This window comes from Tardiphaga sp. GW822-FHT04G09 (assembly GCF_058800725.1).
In genome coordinates this window covers 68,831-85,564 of sequence record NZ_JBXAMO010000022.1, presented here as the reverse complement: position 1 = coordinate 85,564, position 16,734 = coordinate 68,831, and the positions used below count along the sequence as shown (strand labels likewise).

Below are 16,734 nucleotides of genomic sequence, written 5' to 3'. Positions count from 1 at the left end.
CCAATGCTCTAGGATGCCTTTGCGGCAATTTGAGGCAAGAGGGTGGCAGCCATTTTTCTCGCTTTATGGTCAACAGCGATGGCGTCATCCGCCGATGACAACGGCGCCAGATTCCCCGCCCTCACCCATTCATTCATGGTGGCTTCGACCAGCCGTGAAATGGCGCCAAAGCGGATCTTCTGGGCGATGAAGGCAGCCACAGCGATCTCGTTGGCCGCGTTGTAGACCGTGGTCGCGCCGCTGCCGGTGCGCAGCGCGTCATAGGCCAGCTTCAGACCGGGGAAGCGCGCGTAATCCGGCGCCTCGAAGGTCAGCGACCCGATCTTGGCGAGATCGAGCGGCGCGGCACGGCCCGGGATGCGGTCCGGCCAACCCAGGCAATGCGCGATCGGCGTGCGCATGTCGGGCGAACCGAGCTGCGCCATGACAGAATAATCGCGGAACTCGACCATGCCGTGGATGATCGACTGCGGATGCACCAGCACGTCGATTTCGTCCGGCGCCAGCGCGAAGAGATAGGACGCCTCGATCACTTCGAGGCCCTTGTTCATCATCGAAGCGGAGTCGATGGTAATTTTCTGCCCCATCGACCAGTTCGGATGTTTCAACGCCTGCGCCAGCGTTGCCTGCTCGATATCGGCAGCAGCCCAGGTGCGGAACGGGCCACCCGAGGCTGTAATGATGACGCGGGTCAGTTCCTCGCGGCTGCCGGAGGCCAGCGCCTGGAACAGCGCATTGTGCTCGCTGTCCGCCGGCAGGATGCAGGCGCCCGCCTTGGCGGCGCGATCCATGAAGAAATCGCCGGCGCAAACGAGGCATTCCTTGTTGGCCAGTGCGACGGTTGCACCGCGATCGACGGCAGCGAGCGCGGGCTTCAGGCCGGCGGCGCCTGACACGGCGGCCATCAGCCAGTCCGCCGGACGCTGCGCGGCCTCGACAATGGCGCTATCCCCTGCCCCGCTTGCGATCCCGGTGCCGGCGAGTGCCGCGCGGAGTTCGCCCAGCTTGGATTCATCGGCGACTGCCACGAAGCGCGCGTTGAATTCCTTGGCCAGCTTGACCACGCCTTCGACGTTCCCGTTGGCGGTCAAAGCCTCTATCTGATACCGCTCGGGCGACGCCCGCAGCAGATCCATGGTGCTGTCGCCGATCGAACCGGTCGCACCGAGGACAGTGATGCTGCGCAGACTGGACGCGGCGGGCTTGTTATTTCGCAGGGGAACAGCGCTCATCAAATCACCAAACCATAAGACCGCGGCCGACGCCATCTGCGCCGCCGCGTAAAAGACCGATCACTGCCGCAGCAACCACCGCGAAGACATAGCCATCGAGGCGGTCCAGCAGACCGCCGTGGCCAGGAATGATCTGGCCGGAATCCTTGACGCCGAATTTGCGCTTCACCGCAGACTCGAAGAGGTCGCCGAGTTGCGACAACACCGTCAGCACAGCAGCGATCAGCAGTAGCGGCATCAATTTGCCGAGACCATTCGCGGCAAAACCGCCAGCAACAGCGAGGCTAAGAACAAAGCCGCCGACGGCGCCCGCCCATGTCTTCTTCGGGCTGACGCGTGGCCACAGTTTCGGGCCACCGATGCCGCGTCCGGCGAAATAGCCGCCGATGTCGGTCATCCAGACCACCAACAGAATGAACATCAGCGCCGAGAAGCCCCAAACGGGATCGAGGCGCACGACAACGGACGCAGCAAACGCAGCCAGGGCATAGACGAAACCGAGCCCGATCCAGCCGGCATGATTGCCGACAATGGCCCGCCATTCCAGGAAGAGACCAACCGACACCAGCGTCACGAGGCCGAACCACAGCCAGCCCCCGGTATAGGCTGCAAAAATAGCCACGGGGATCAGCACCAGCGCGGCCAGGACGCGCATCAACAGATTGCGCAGTCCCCGGTCGTCCGCCTGCTTCGGCGTACTGTCGTCAGTCTTGTCACCTTGGGTCACGCCGGTCACGAACCGGTTTTCGCGGCGAGACCGCCGAAGCGCCGCTCGCGGCGGGCATATTCGGCAATGGCGCTTTCCAGCGCAGCCTTGTCGAAATCGGGCCAGTGGATCGGCACGAAGACGAACTCGCTATAGGCGGCCTGCCACATCAGGAAGTTCGACAGCCGTTGTTCGCCCGAGGTGCGAATGATCAGATCGGGATCCGGAATGTCCGGCGCGTCGAGATACTGGCCGAGCGTATCGACATTGATGCTTTCGGGCGTGCGCTTGCCCTCGGCCACTTCGCGCGCGAGGCGCTGCGCTGCCGTGGCGATCTCGTGCCGCGATCCGTAATTGAAGGCGACCACGAGATTGAGCTGCGTATTGTTGCGCGTCAGGTCCTCGGCTTCCTTCAGCAGAGACGAGATGTCCGAATCGAGACCCTCGCGCTCTCCGATTACGCGCACCCGCACGCCATCGCGATGCAGCGTGGCAAGGTCGTTGCGGATAAAGCGACGCAGCAGGCCGAACAGATCGCTGATCTCGGACGCCGGCCGCGACCAGTTCTCCGAGCTGAACGAGAAGATCGTCAGATACTGGATGCCGAGTTCGTTGGACGCCCGCACCACACGACGCAGTGCCTCGACTCCGCGGCGATGACCCTCGGCACGCGGAAGCCCCCGCGCTGCAGCCCAGCGTCCATTGCCGTCCATGATGATCGCGACATGCAAAGGCGTGGATCGGTCCGATCCATCATTTGCGGGCGCGGCGGCATTCGACATCGATTAAAATCCCCAGCCTATGGTCCGGCACATATGTGACCAATTTGCGGACCATACGCTTTTCAACAGCTTAAAAGCGGCTCCTGACGCTTAGACCGTCATGATTTCCTTTTCCTTGGCCGCCAGCAACTGATCGATTTCAGCGATCATGCTGTCCGTGAGCTTCTGCACTTCGGCATCGTGTCGCTTCTGGTCGTCCTCGGAAATCTCGTGGGCCTTCTCGAGCTTCTTGATGATGTCGAGACCGTCGCGGCGTACGTGGCGCACAGCGACCTTGGCCGCCTCGGCATATTTATGCGCGACCTTCACGAGTTCCTTGCGACGCTCGGTGTTCAGCTCGGGAATGCGCAGGCGCAGGATCTGGCCTTCGGTTGCCGGGCTGAGGCCGAGGTTGGAATCGACGATTGCCTTCTCCACCGCCTTGACCATCGATTTGTCCCAGACCTGCACCGACAGCAGGCGCGGCTCGGGAACACTGACGGTCGCAACCTGGTTCAGCGGCATGTGGCTGCCATAGGCTTCCACCTGCACCGGCTCCAGCATCGAAGCCGCGGCACGCCCCGTGCGCAGGCCGCCAAGTTCGTGCTTCAGCGACTGGGTCGAGCCCTGCATACGGCGCTTGAGATCGTTGATGTCGAATGGGGCCATGGCGGCCATGCAGCTCTCCCTTGTATCCTGCTGGTGCGAAGCGGGTAATGGCGCTCCGAACCCGTCTAAATCAGCCCGCGACGATGGTGCCGCGGCCAGTACCGGTCAAAATGGCGCCGATCGAACCCGGTTCGGCGATCGAAAACACGATGATAGGCAGCGAAGTCTCGCGGGCAAGCGCGAAAGCCGTCGCATCCATGACTTTGTAGTTCCCCTCCACCGCCTGCGAATGGCTGAGGCGCTCGAAGCGCGTCGCGTTCGGATCCTTCTTTGGATCGGCGCTGTAGACGCCGTCCACATTGGTCGCCTTGAGCACGGCCGATGCGCCGATCTCGGCAGCGCGCAACACCGCGGTCGTGTCGGTGGTGAAGAACGGATTGCCGGTACCGCCAGCCAGCAGCACGATGCGGCCCTCGGACAGGTACTTATGTGCGGCAGCGCGTGTGAAAAGTTCGCAGACCTGCGGCATCACCATCGCCGACAGCGTACGAGCAGGCACGGCGTGGCGCTCGATCGCAGCTTCCAGTGCCAGGCAGTTCATGACGGTAGCGAGCATGCCCATGCTATCGCCGGTCGGGCGCGACACACCACGGGACGAGACCTCGACGCCGCGGAAGATATTGCCGCCGCCGACGACGACCGCGACTTCGACGCCAAGTTTCTGGGCTGCAATGAGATCGACGGCGATGCGGTCGATAGTCGGCTGATCGATACCGAATGACTGGCCTCCGGCGAAAGACTCACCCGAGACCTTGATCACGACGCGACGATAGAGCGGCTCACCCATGATGCGATCGCTTCCTTTCGAGGCGGCAGCTCCCGGCGTAGATCGCCGGGAGGTCTTCCAGTTCGTCTTACTTCTGGCCGCTGGCGGCGGCAACTTCGGCAGCGAAGTCCGAAGTCTGCTTCTCGATGCCTTCACCGAGCGCGTAGCGCACGAAGCCAGCGAGCTTGATCGGCGCACCGACCTTGCCTTCGGCTTCCTTGACGGCCTGCGCCACCGACTTGCCGGTGTCGTGGATGAAAGCCTGATCCAGCAGGCAGACTTCCTTGTAGTAGGTCTTCAGGCCGTTCTCGACGATCTTCTCGATCATCGCTTCCGGCTTGCCCTGTTGGCGATACTTGTCCGCCATCACTTCCTTCTCGCGAGCAACGACGGCCGGATCGAGGCCGGCCGAGTCCAGCGCCTGCGGATTGGCAGCGGCGACATGCATCGCGATCTGCTTGCCGAGGATCGCCAGCTCATCGGCCTTGCCGGTGGATTCCAGCGCGACGATGATGCCCATCTTGCCGAGGCCATCGATGACGGCGTTGTGAACGTAGCTCGACACCACACCGGCGCTGACTTCCAGCGTGGCAGCGCGGCGCAGCGTCATGTTCTCGCCGATGGTGGCGATGGCTTCGGTGATCGCGGTCTCGACGGTGACGTCGCCGACCTTGTGCGCCTTGATAGCGTCGACATCGGCGCCAACCTTGAGCGCGACCTGGGCGATCATCTTGACCAACCCCTGGAACTGATCGTTGCGCGCCACGAAGTCGGTCTCGGAATTGACTTCGACCACAACGCCCTTGGTGCCGGCGGTAACGAGGCCGATCAGGCCTTCCGCGGCAATGCGGTCAGACTTCTTGGCAGCCTTGGACAGGCCCTTTGCACGCAGCCAGTCGATTGACGCCTGCATGTCGCCGTCATTGGCGGCCAGCGCGTTCTTGCAATCCATCATGCCGACGCCGGTGGTCTCGCGGAGGTCCTTGACCATCGCTGCAGTAATTGTTGCCATCGTTGAACCCTTTGCCTGTCGGGGCGCCTGCGAGCCAGCCGGTGCTGATCAATCGCGTTACGCCGCAGGAACTATCATCAAGTGAAGTGTAGAGATGGAAAGTGCGGCCGGGATGACGGCCGCACAATAGTTTCTTGGCTCTCGCACCGGCATGATCATGTCCGAAACCGGAATACCGGTTTCGGGATCATGCCTGCGCGTTACTCGGCTTCCGCCGTCATCGCCTTGGCCTGGGCGACCCAACCGTCGGCACGGGCCGGAAGACCGACTTCTTCGCCAATCTTGTGGGCGGTGTCGTGATCGAGTTCGGCCAGCTGCCAGTAGTGGAAGATGCCGAGGTCGTTGAACTTCTTCTCGATCGCACCGGACACGCCGGTGAGCTTCTTGAGATCGTCGGCAGTGCCGCGCGGACCGGCCAGGCCCTGGAAGCCAGCTTCCGGAGCCGGAATGGCTTCAGCGATCGGAGCAGCCGAGGCACCGATGTCGAAGCCCGAGTCGCCCTGGGCGCGCGAGATGCCGTCGATGACGGCGCGTGCGATCAAGTCGCAATACAGCGACAATGCACGACCGGCGTCGTCATTGCCCGGGACCACATAGGTGATGCCCTTCGGATCCGAATTGGTGTCGACGATTGCCGCCACCGGGATGCCCAGACGCTGGGCTTCCTGGATCGCGATGTCTTCCTTGTTCGTGTCGATCACGAAGATCAGGTCGGGCAGACCGCCCATGTCCTTGATGCCGCCCAGCGAGCGATCGAGCTTGTCGCGCTCGCGCTGCAGCGTCAGACGCTCTTTCTTCGTATAGGCCGACGCGTCGCCGGAGTTCAGCACTTCGTCGAGGTGACGCAGACGCTTGATCGAGCCGGAGATGGTCTTCCAGTTGGTCAGCGTGCCGCCGAGCCAGCGCGAATTGACGAAGTACATCGCCGAACGCTTCGCAGCTTCAGCAACAACGTCCTGGGCCTGGCGCTTGGTGCCGACGAACAGGATGCGGCCGCCCCTGGCGACGGTGTCGCTGACAGCCTTCAGCGCGTTGTGCAGCAAAGGCACGGTCTGCGCGAGATCGATGATGTGGATGTTGTTGCGTGCGCCGAAGATATAATCCGCCATCTTCGGATTCCATCGGTGCGACTGGTGACCAAAGTGGACGCCAGCTTCGAGCAGTTGACGCATAGAAAATTCAGGTAGTGCCATAGTATCAATTCTCCGGTTGTTTCCTCCGGAAGCGTGTGAGCAAACGAGCGTTCGGGCAGAGGATTCTGCCGTGCAGCCCGGATGCCACCGGACGGCGATTAAGCCATGCTTCCGTGTGAGATGGCGCGGTATATAGCCGGATTCCCGAGATAAGCAAGGCAAAACGGACCATCTGGCAGTCGTTGCGGCTCGTATGACGGGTAGGCAGCCGCATGAGAATAGCCGTAAGGCACCTAGGGTCCTCCGACGTCGACCCGACGGCAACACGACCTTGACGGGCACGCCTGCCAAAAACACTATCTCAGGATGCATTTCGAGATTTTGGGCCAGATTACCGAAATTGAGACGATCGCCGTCGGGTCCGGCATCCGTGAGATAGCCCGGCTTCGCAGGGCGTATGGCCGCGGGCGCTGGCGTAAGCGCAAGGGGATCGGTAGCGTTCGACTGCCCGATGGCCAACTCCGTCTGGCTGAAATACACTGGTACGAGGCGACTGGCCTCGGTCGCAGGGAATATAAGATCAAGCAGCTGCTCTGAGGGCAGGTATCATGGCAAAGACACCATCCAAACAGCTGGTTGTATGCCTCAACAATGACGGCTACGCCGCCTCGCTCGAGCGGCGAAAGATCTACGTTACCCTTCCCGACCCAGAGGCCGAGAAGAACGGCTTGCTCCGGATCATCGACGAATCTGGCGAAGACTATCTCTACCCCAGAGCGTGGTTTCGCCCGATTACGCTTCCAGAAGCGCTCAAAAAGGCTGTGCTTGCAGCCTAGTCACAGCGGATCAAAGCGTTTCGACCATTTCGACGCCGGAAACCGCCTTGATGGCGCCGGCGATCTGCGGAGACACCTGAAAGCGGCCTTCGAGCTTGAATTCGACCTCAGTTTGCAGGTCGAGGCGCAGGATCAGCGAGACGTCGCCTCCGCCGGCGACATTGCTCGGCTGCGGCTGGAGGCGTTTGACCAGCGAATCCAGTGCCTTGGTGTCCTTCATGGTCACCCTGAGGCCTTTTTGCGTCTTGGCGGCGGCGGCGTCCAGAGGCTCGGCATGGAGCACCCGGGCACGGACATCCTCGCCCTGCAGCTCCGCACCGAGCTGCAGCAACACCGCGGTACCCGGTTCCAGCACGTCACGGTACTGGGCGAGTCCCTCCGAGAACAGCACCGCCTCGAAATGCCCGGTCGGGTCGGACAGGCCCATGATGCCCATCTTGTTGCCGGTTTTGGTGCGACGCTCCATGCGTGACACAACAGTAGCCGCAACCCTGCCCGCGGTAGCGCCGGTTTTGACGGCGCGGCAGAACTCGGCCCAGCTTTGCACCCGCAGCCGCTTCAGCGCGGTGGCGTAATCGTCAAGCGGATGGCCGGACAGGAAGAAGCCGATGGCGTCGTATTCGCGGCGCAGCTTGTCGGCCGGCAGCCAGTTATCGATCTGCGGCAGCATGATGGTGGGCGCATCGGCCGCCCCGCCGAACATGTCGTTCTGCCCGACCTTCACTGCTTCATGGGCGCGCTGGCACGCCGCGAGAATGGCATCGGCTCCGCCAAACACGCGCGAGCGATGCGGATCGAGCGTATCGAACGCGCCGGCAGCCGCGAGGCTTTCGATGACGCGCTTGTTGATGGCCTTCGGATTGGCGCGTGAGGCGAAATCCGCCAGCGACGTGAACGGGCCTTTCTTGCGCTCCTCGACGATCAGATCGACGGCACTGGCACCAACGCCCTTGAGGGCTGCAAGCGCATAATAGATCGTGTTGTCCGAGACCTCGAAGGTCGAGCCGGAGCGATTGATGTTCGGCGCCTCGACCTTGATACCGAGGCGCTGCGCTTCGGCGCGGAATTCCGACAGCTTGTCGGTATTGCCCATATCGAGCGTCATCGACGCCGCAATGAACTCCACCGGATAATGCGCCTTCATATAGGCGGTGTGATACGAGACCAGCGCATAGGCCGCGGCATGGCTCTTGTTGAAGCCGTAGTCGGCGAACTTGGCGAGCAGATCGAAGATCGTATCGGCCTGCCCTTTCGGCACGCCATTTTTTACAGAGCCAGCAACGAAGATCTCGCGCTGCTTTTCCATTTCGGCACGGATCTTCTTGCCCATCGCGCGGCGCAGCAGGTCGGCGTCACCGAGCGAATAGCCGGCCATGACCTGCGCGATCTGCATCACCTGTTCCTGATAGATGATGACGCCGAAGGTTTCCTTCAGGATCGGCTCGATGATCGGATGCAGATATTCCGGCTCCTCATCGCCATGCTTGCGCGCGCAGTAAGTCGGGATGTTCGCCATCGGGCCCGGGCGATACAGCGCCACCAGTGCGATGATATCCTCGAAACGGTCGGGGCGCATATCGATCAGCGCGCGCCGCATGCCCTGACTTTCAACCTGGAACACGCCGACCACGTCACCGCGGGCCAACATTTCGTAGCTCTTGGCATCGGTGATTGGCAGCGTCGGAAGATCGACATGGATGTTGCGCTGCTTGAGCAGTTTCACCGCGACGTCGAGCACGGTGAGCGTCTTCAGGCCGAGGAAGTCGAACTTCACGAGACCGGCAGGCTCGACCCACTTCATGTTGAACTGGGTGACCGGCATGTCCGATTTCGGATCGCGATACATCGGGACGAGCTGCGACAGCGGCCGGTCGCCGATCACGATGCCTGCAGCGTGGGTCGAGGCGTGGCGCGTCAGGCCTTCGAGGCGTTGTGCAATATCGAAGGCTTTGGCGACGATCGGATCCTCGTCGCGGAAGGCCTGCAGCTTCGGCTCACTCTCGATCGCTGCAGCCAACGTCACGGGCGCAGCAGGATTTTGCGGCACCAGCTTGGTCAGCTTGTCGACCTGTCCATAGGGCATCTGCAGCACACGGCCGACGTCGCGCAGCACACCCCGCGCCTGCAGCGTACCGAAAGTGATGATCTGCGCGACCTGGTCGCGACCGTAGCGCTGCTGCACATAGGTGATCACCTCGCCGCGGCGATCCTGACAGAAGTCGATGTCGAAGTCGGGCATCGAGACGCGTTCCGGGTTGAGAAAGCGCTCGAACAGCAGGCCGAATTGCAACGGGTCAAGGTCGGTAATGGTCAGCACATAGGCGACCAGCGAACCTGCGCCCGAACCACGGCCCGGTCCGACAGGGATACCCTGAAGCTTGGCCCATTTGATGAAGTCGGACACGATCAGGAAGTAGCCCGCGTAATTCATGCGGGTAATGACGTTGAGCTCGAAATCGAGCCGCTTGTTGTAGTCTTCCGCGCTCAGCCCCTGCGCCATGCCGTGGACCTTGAGCCGCTTGCGCAGCCCCTCCTCGGCCTGCCGGCGCAACTCGTCGGATTCCTCCTGTGCCGCAGCTTCCGCATTGCTGCCGGCGCCCACCGTGAAGCGTGGCAGGATCGGCTTGCGCGTGCGTGGCCGATAGGAACAGCGTTCCGCGATCTCGACGGTTGAGGCCAATGCTTCGGGAATATCGGCGAACAGCACCGCCATTTCAGCGCGGGTCTTGAAGCGATGGTCCGCGGTCAGTTGCTCGCGATCACTCTCGGCAATGATCCTGCCGCCGGCAATGCACAACAGCGCATCATGGGCTTCGTAGTCGTCGGCAGCCGCGAAATACGGCTCGTTGGTCGCGACAAGGGGAATGCCCTTGGCGTAAGCGAGATCGATCAGCCCCGCTTCGGCGCGACGCTCCTTCTCGACGCCGTGGCGCTGCAATTCGATATACAGCCGATCGCCGAACAGCTCGGCCAGCCGGTCGCAACGGGCGGCCGCGAGCGCCGATTGATCCGCGAGCAGCGCCTGGTTCAGCGGGCCATCAGGTCCACCGGTCAGCGCAATCAGGTCCCTGGTCTCGTCCAGCAGCCATTCCAGCTTGATATGCGGCGCCTGGTGCGCCGGCGTTTCCAGAAACGCACGGGAATTGAGCTTCATCAGGCTGTTGTAGCCGCGCTCCTTGGCAGCCAGCAGCACGATTCGCGGCATCACCGCGTTCAGCGCGTTGCGGGCATTGGGATCCTGGTCGCCGAAATCGATGGCGACCTCGCAGCCGGTGATTGGCTGGATGCCGTAGCCCACCAGCTTCTCGGAGAATTCCAGCGCGCCGAACATGTTGTCCGAGTCGGTCAGCGCCAGCGCCGGCTGGTGATCGGCCTTGGCCAGGTCCACCAGTTTCTGGATCTTGATGGAGCCCTTCAGCAGCGAATAGGCCGAATGCACGTGAAGATGCACGAATCCGGCATTGGACGCTGCGGCGGGCTTCTGACTCATGGCGTGGGGCAATCCGGAACTTGGCAATCACTGATGGGGGTCGCGGCGGCCTGTTCAGGCCGACTCGCAGCATCATCGTGATACCTGCTCCGGGAGGAGTCCATGTGAAACCCGCTCAGGTCCGGAAACGTCCCCGCATTCCCAGGAGAATGCTTGTCAGTCCCGGCGCTGGCTTCGCAACCAGCGTCCCGGAACAGGATCACAGCTGGGGGATCAGCTGCGCCCAGACCGCAATCATGCCGACGAACAGAACGATCGATGCCAGTGCAGCAGCTTCTTCAACAAAGGTCTTCAACATGGTGGCCTCCGTGATCTCTGGAACATATGAAGAACATTGTTCTCATTCTGTTCCTGGAGTCAAGCGGGCGATCCGGGCGCATCCTGCTTCGTATTCGGATGGTTAAAACGGCAAGTCGGTACGCTTCGCGCCCGGCCAACCCAGCTCCTTCCCGCGCCGGAGATCATCTGCCCGGTATTGCGTCGCACATGCCGACCAAGCCCTGTTACGGCATGTTTCCGACACCGGATGCGAAGCGGAGTCCGGCTTTGTGAGTTGACGAATACCTCTCAGACCGGCTTTGTGCCGGTCAGAGATCACATGCAGCCGACCATCTGAGTCGGCAGGAGAATTCGATGCGCGCAGCCCTGCTTGCTCTGGTCGCCCTCGGCGCTATTTCGGCCCTCACCGGCATGCCCGCTGCGGCCCAGCCCGTTGATCCCGGCCCGTTCTCGTTCAACACGCCGAGCGGCTATCCGTTCTGCATGCGCTCGCTCTATGACGACGATGACTGCAGCTACCGCACCTATGCGCAGTGCGCCGCGACGGCGTCGGGCATCGGCCTGACCTGCTTCGCCAATCCGGCGCTGGCCTATGCGCAGACCTACGCACCGCAGCAGCCGCGCGTGAAGCGCAAGCGTAACCGCAACCACTGAGCGATGGCGCCGTTCGCGGCGCTTCGCCATCTGTCTCGAACGAAATGGGGGGTCAGTCCAGTTCGACGACCTTGCCATTTTCCAAAGACACCCGGCGGTCCATGCGACCGGCCAGTTCCATGTTATGGGTCGCGATCAACATCGCCACCTTGGTCGCCTTCACCAGCTGCATCAGCGCCTTGAAGACATGATCCGCGGTGTGCGGATCGAGATTTCCCGTCGGCTCATCGGCAAACAACACGCGCGGTGCATTGGCCACCGCACGTGCGATCGCAACGCGCTGCTGCTCGCCGCCTGACAGTTCTGCGGGGCGATGGGTGATGCGCTCACCGAGGCCGAGATAGGCCAGGATTTCCTTGGCGCGCGAGACCGTTTCAGAGCGCTTCAGGCCGCGGATCATCTGCGGCAGCATGACGTTTTCCAGCGCGGTGAATTCCGGCAGCAACCGGTGCGACTGATAGACGAAACCGATATCGGTACGGCGGATCTGGGTACGCTCCGTGTCCGACAGGCCCGAGGTCGCAGTGCCGCCGACATAGACCTCGCCGTCATCCGGGCTCTCAAGCAGGCCCGCAATATGCAGCAACGTGGACTTGCCCGAGCCCGACGGCGCCACCAGCGCGACCGACTGTCCCGCCCACAATGCCAGCTTGGCATTGTCGAGAATGGTCAGAACGCTTTCGCCCTGGGTGTATTGCCGCTTGATGTCGTGGAGATAAACCACCGGTACATCATCTGCCCCTTGCGCCATGTCAGTCACTCACTCGTATCTTAGCGCATCGACGGGATCGAGGCGTGCGGCGCGCCACGACGGATACAGGGTGGCGAGGAACGACAGCGTCAGCGCCATAATGACCACCGCGCTGGTTTCGCCGATATCAACCTCGGCCGGCAGCTTGGACAGGAAATACAGTTCCGGCGAGAACAGCTCCGTGGATGTCATCCACGAGATGAATTGCCGGATCGACTCGATATTGAAGCAGACCAGAAGCCCGACAATGAACCCGACCAGCGTGCCGACCACACCGATCGCAGCCCCCGTGATCAGGAATACCCGCATGATCGAGCCTTGAGAGGCACCCATGGTGCGGAGGATGGCAATGTCGCTACCTTTGTCCTTCACAAGCATGATCAGGCCGGAGACGATGTTCAGCGCCGCTACCAGCACGATCAGCGTCAGGATCAGGAACATAACGTTGCGCTCGACCTGCAGCGCGTTGAAGAAGGTGGAGTTGCGCTGCCGCCAGTCCACCAGGAAGACCGGCCGCCCCGCAGCCTCGGTCACCAGCTTGCGGTACTCGTCGATCCGGTCGGGATTGTTGGTGTAGACCTCGATCGAGGTCACATCGGACGGGCGATTGAAATAGGTCTGTGCCTCGGCCAGCGGCATGAACACGAAGGTCGAGTCATATTCGGACATGCCGATCTCGAACACCGCCGCAACCTTGTAGGGCTTGATGCGCGGCGTCGTGCCCATCGGGGTCACCGCCCCTTTCGGCGAGATCAATGTGATCATGTCGCCGGCATGGATCGACAACTGATCGGCCAGCCTGCGACCGATCGCGACACCCTGGCCGTCATCGAAACCTTCGAGCGTGCCTTGTTTGATGTTCTTGGCGATCGAGGTGAGATTGTTGAGATCGCCGGCACGGATGCCGCGAATGAAGATGCCGGCGGCACCGAATGCCGATGAGCCCAGTCCCTGGCCATCCACCACGGGCGCCGCCAGACGGATACCGTTCACGCCATTGATACGGTCAGCGACGTCCTTCCAGTCGGTCAGCGGGCTTTCAAGCGGCTGCACCAGCAGATGCCCGTTGAGACCCAGAATCTTGTCGAGCAGTTCCTTGCGGAAGCCGTTCATCACGGCCATCACGATGATCAGCGTGGCGACGCCGAGCATGATGCCCAGGAACGAGAAGCCGGCAATGACGGAGATAAAGCCTTCCTTGCGGCGCGCACGGAGATAGCGTCCGGACAGCAGCCATTCGAAGGCGGCGAAGGGTGGGGTTCGAACTGGCTCGCTCATGGCATCATCCATCGCCCGACTCCCATACGAATCGGGCTTATTCTAGCCGCATCGTGTGCGATGCGGCGACCACACAGTGGATAAGTTGTCAGGACGTCAGCTTTGCGACGACCTCGGCGGCACTGATATTCTCACGCGAGCCGTCGTCACGCCGCTTCAACTCGACCTTGCCTTCGGCCAGCCCCTTCGGGCCGACGAGGATCTGCCAGGGTACGCCGATCAGATCGGCGGTGGCGAACTTGCCGCCGGCCCGCTGGTCGGTGTCGTCATAGAGCACATCGACACCCTTGGCCGAGAGCTCCTTGTAGAGCGCCTCGCAGGCCGCATCCGTATCGGCCGAGCCCTGCTTCAGGTTGAGGATCGCGGCACGGAACGGCGCCACTTCCTCGGGCCACTTGATGCCGTTCTCGTCGTGGCAGGCCTCGATGATCGCGCCCAGCAGCCGCGACACGCCGACACCGTAGGAGCCGCCATGGATCGGCGTCTCGGCACCATCGGCACCGGCGACGGTCGCCTTCATCGCGTCTGAATACTTGGTGCCGAAATAGAAGATCTGGCCGACCTCGATGCCGCGGGTGTTGAGCCGGCGCTCCGCCGGCACTTCACGCTCGAACCGCGCGGCGTCGTGGACGTCTTCGGTGGCCGCATAGATCGAGGTCCACTGATCGATGATGCCAGTAAGATCGCCATTGTAATCAACATCGGCCGGCGGCACCGGCAGGTTGAGCACCTCGCTGTCACAGAACACGCCGGACTCGCCAGTCTCCGCGAGCACAATGAATTCGTGGCTGTGATCGCCGCCGATCGGACCAGTCTCGGCCCGCATCGGGATCGCCTTCAGGCCCATCCGCGCAAAGGTGCGCAGATAAGCGACGAACATCTGGTTATAGGAGCGCTTCGCCGCCGCCTCATCGATGTCGAATGAATAGCCATCCTTCATCAGGAATTCGCGGCCGCGCATCACGCCGAAACGCGGACGCTGCTCGTCGCGGAATTTCCACTGGATGTGGTACAGGTTCAGCGGCAGGCTCTTGTAGGACTTCACATAGCCACGGAAGATTTCGGTGATCATTTCCTCGTTGGTCGGCCCGTAGAGAAGCTCCCGCTTGTGCCGGTCCACGATGCGCAGCATCTCCGGCCCATAGGCGTCGTAGCGCCCACTTTCGCGCCAGAGATCGGCGAGTTGCAGTGTCGGCATCAGGAGCTCGATGGCGCCTGCCCTGTTCTGCTCCTCACGGACGATCTGCTCGATCTTCTTCAGCACCCGCAGACCCAGCGGCAGCCAGGCATAGATGCCGGCGGCTTCCTGCCGGATCATGCCGGCACGCAGCATGAGCCGGTGCGAGACGATCTCCGCTTCCTTCGGCGTTTCCTTGAGAATGGGCAGAAAATAACGCGACAATCGCATGGTTAGGCCTGGGAATCGGAGGGACACGGGAGAACGCGAGTGAAACCGGATCGGCCGCCAAAATACAAGGGCAACAGGCCGCCGTCGGGTAGTCCGCGACTTGAAGCCGGCAATCGGGGCTTAATTCCGTTCGCCTGGCGAATTCTCTCCCAGGCTGTCAGATGGCTCCCGTTTCTGGGGGCGGCCAGAGCGAATCCAGGAGGTCCGAAGACGACGTAAAGGGTCCCATTCTACGCTTGCCCGAATTTTGAACACACATTGCTGAAATTGATGACAAACAAAAAAAGTTGAGCTACGAGTCGTAACTCAGGCGGTTCGTAAGGACAGAGTCTGGTGGTCCAAGTCTCGGGAGGAGCCCTGACGCGCTCAAGCAGCGTCAACCCGCTAAGCAAGGATAAAATCCAAAGTTTGGGGTAATAGGGTCGACACAATTTTCCGAGCAGGGCTGCGGCCCTGCTCTTTTTTTTCGACAAATTTCCGAAGAGCAGGTGAGGACTCGTAGGCTGTATAGAGCGCAGGCGCGTTGCGCCGGAGCGAAACCCATCAATGGCACCTGGTGCAAAGTGACGGGTTTCGCGAAGACGTTCTCCCCATCCTTCAATCGGCCATTTCGTACTACAGCGCACTGCCCTTCGGCTTAATGCCCGACAGCCACGAACAGACCAGGCCCTGCACTGCGCCGACGATTCCGAATGTGAGGATCTGACGCAGCGGGATCGACACCGACGTCCAGATCAACATCATGGCGATGCTCACCACATAGCCGGTCAGCGCCGAGGTCAGCACCTTCGGCCACAACCGCATCTTGTCTTCGAGGAACCAGTCCTCGAGCCACATCACCAGCGACGGGATGAGCCCGAACCAGTAGGCAAAGGGCAATCCCATGATGAAGCCGGGAAAGCCGCCGATGATCCTGCCGCTGGCAATTTCACGCAGTTCGAACACTGCGAAGCCGACGGCCGGCCCAAGCAACAGGAACAGAAGAAAGCGCTTCATATGGCTGCTCCGAACGACACAGGACCAAATCAGTACTCGCTCAAAAACAAGTGCACCTAGATCGGCACGCCCATCAGCTTCGAGAGCCGCTCGATGTTGAAGTAGTCCATGCGATACGCATACATGCCGACCGCGAACAGCACCGCCGAAATCAGCGTGGTCCAGATCAGCTTGCGCCCCATCCGCGCCAGCACGGGTGCACCGGGATCGGTGCCGTCAGTGCTCTCCCCGTCCTCATGCTGGCTGCGCACGCCGAATGGCAGCGTCAGGAACAGCGTGATCCACCAGATGACGAAATAGACCGCGAGCGACGTCGAGATCGTGTAGGCCATCGGGTCCTCAGGACTGTTCGATTTCGACGAGCGCGCCCGAGAAATCCTTGGGATGCAGGAACAGCACAGGCTTGCCGTGGGCGCCGATCTTCGGCTGGCCGTCGCCAAGCACGCGCGCGCCTTCCTTGATCAGGTTATCGCGCGCAGCGATGATGTCCGGCACCTCATAGCAGATGTGATGAATGCCGCCGTCGGGATTGCGCTCGACGAATTTGGCGATCGGCGAATCCGCACCGAGCGGCTGGATGAACTCGATCTTGGTGTTCGGCAGCGTCGCGAACACGGTGATCACGCCATGTTCCGGCAACGGCACGGTCGCGGAAATCTCGGCGCCGAAGGCGGTGCCATAGATCTTCGCAGCTTTCTCCGCATCCGCGACGGCAATCGCCACATGATTGAGCCGGCCCAGCATGGTGTCCTCCGTATTCTTG

16 protein-coding genes are annotated in these 16,734 nt (G+C 61.8%); 2 read left to right on the top strand and 14 right to left on the bottom strand.

The features are described from left to right. Positions 1-8: 8 nt before the first annotated feature. The 7 genes from dxr to AC1RLZ_RS26495 form a co-directional block, all read right to left on the bottom strand. On the bottom strand, positions 9-1,232 hold the full coding sequence (gene dxr / locus AC1RLZ_RS26525) for a 1-deoxy-D-xylulose-5-phosphate reductoisomerase (protein ID WP_493191052.1): 1,224 nt from the start codon (positions 1,230-1,232) through the stop codon (positions 9-11). 4 nt (positions 1,233-1,236) lie between these two features. Further along, complete coding sequence (locus AC1RLZ_RS26520; protein WP_493191066.1) at positions 1,237-1,887, bottom strand: phosphatidate cytidylyltransferase; 651 nt, start codon at positions 1,885-1,887, stop codon at positions 1,237-1,239. 77 nt (positions 1,888-1,964) lie between these two features. Next, a complete protein-coding gene (locus AC1RLZ_RS26515; protein ID WP_371422728.1) occupies positions 1,965-2,720 on the bottom strand; it encodes an isoprenyl transferase in 756 nt (251 codons plus the stop codon). A gap of 90 nt (positions 2,721-2,810) precedes the next feature. After that, the gene (frr, locus tag AC1RLZ_RS26510; RefSeq protein WP_371422739.1) at positions 2,811-3,368 is read right to left on the bottom strand and encodes a ribosome recycling factor; all 558 of its coding nucleotides are present in this window, start codon (positions 3,366-3,368) and stop codon (positions 2,811-2,813) included. Between the two features lie 70 nt (positions 3,369-3,438). Continuing rightward, positions 3,439-4,155, bottom strand: coding sequence for a UMP kinase (gene pyrH, locus AC1RLZ_RS26505; RefSeq protein ID WP_068730867.1), 717 nt, complete (start codon positions 4,153-4,155; stop codon positions 3,439-3,441). A gap of 67 nt (positions 4,156-4,222) precedes the next feature. Continuing rightward, positions 4,223-5,146, bottom strand: coding sequence for a translation elongation factor Ts (gene tsf / locus AC1RLZ_RS26500; protein ID WP_493191051.1), 924 nt, complete (start codon positions 5,144-5,146; stop codon positions 4,223-4,225). A 200-nt stretch (positions 5,147-5,346) separates the two neighbouring features. Beyond that, positions 5,347-6,339, bottom strand: coding sequence for a 30S ribosomal protein S2 (locus AC1RLZ_RS26495; protein ID WP_371422731.1), 993 nt, complete (start codon positions 6,337-6,339; stop codon positions 5,347-5,349). Positions 6,340-6,887: 548 nt separating this feature from the next. Here AC1RLZ_RS26495 and AC1RLZ_RS26490 point away from each other — a divergent pair. Further along, positions 6,888-7,115 (top strand): hypothetical protein, encoded by a 228-nt coding sequence (locus AC1RLZ_RS26490; RefSeq protein WP_493191050.1) that lies wholly within the window; start codon positions 6,888-6,890, stop codon positions 7,113-7,115. Between the two features lie 10 nt (positions 7,116-7,125). Here the strand turns inward: AC1RLZ_RS26490 and dnaE are convergent, their stop codons facing one another. Further along, positions 7,126-10,605 (bottom strand): DNA polymerase III subunit alpha, encoded by a 3,480-nt coding sequence (gene dnaE / locus AC1RLZ_RS26485; RefSeq protein ID WP_493191049.1) that lies wholly within the window; start codon positions 10,603-10,605, stop codon positions 7,126-7,128. 633 nt (positions 10,606-11,238) lie between these two features. Between dnaE and AC1RLZ_RS26480 the strand changes: the two genes are divergently transcribed. Further along, entirely contained in the window at positions 11,239-11,538 is a 300-nt protein-coding gene (locus tag AC1RLZ_RS26480) for a DUF3551 domain-containing protein (protein WP_493191048.1), read from the top strand. 52 nt (positions 11,539-11,590) lie between these two features. Here AC1RLZ_RS26480 and AC1RLZ_RS26475 read toward each other — a convergent pair whose 3' ends face one another. The 6 genes from AC1RLZ_RS26475 to mce all read right to left on the bottom strand — a co-directional run bounded on the left by AC1RLZ_RS26475 (position 11,591) and on the right by mce (position 16,715). After that, positions 11,591-12,289, bottom strand: coding sequence for an ABC transporter ATP-binding protein (locus AC1RLZ_RS26475; RefSeq protein WP_371422734.1), 699 nt, complete (start codon positions 12,287-12,289; stop codon positions 11,591-11,593). Between the two features lie 9 nt (positions 12,290-12,298). Continuing rightward, positions 12,299-13,579, bottom strand: coding sequence for a lipoprotein-releasing ABC transporter permease subunit (locus tag AC1RLZ_RS26470; protein WP_493191047.1), 1,281 nt, complete (start codon positions 13,577-13,579; stop codon positions 12,299-12,301). A gap of 76 nt (positions 13,580-13,655) precedes the next feature. Next, positions 13,656-14,975, bottom strand: a complete 1,320-nt coding sequence (proS, locus tag AC1RLZ_RS26465) for a proline--tRNA ligase (protein ID WP_493191046.1) — start codon at positions 14,973-14,975, stop codon at positions 13,656-13,658. Between the two features lie 615 nt (positions 14,976-15,590). Then, entirely contained in the window at positions 15,591-15,971 is a 381-nt protein-coding gene (locus AC1RLZ_RS26460) for a hypothetical protein (protein ID WP_493191045.1), read from the bottom strand. A gap of 56 nt (positions 15,972-16,027) precedes the next feature. After that, a complete protein-coding gene (locus tag AC1RLZ_RS26455) occupies positions 16,028-16,303 on the bottom strand; it encodes a DUF1467 family protein (RefSeq protein WP_371423166.1) in 276 nt (91 codons plus the stop codon). 7 nt (positions 16,304-16,310) lie between these two features. Continuing rightward, positions 16,311-16,715, bottom strand: a complete 405-nt coding sequence (gene mce, locus AC1RLZ_RS26450) for a methylmalonyl-CoA epimerase (protein WP_315841857.1) — start codon at positions 16,713-16,715, stop codon at positions 16,311-16,313. Positions 16,716-16,734 lie beyond the last annotated feature (19 nt).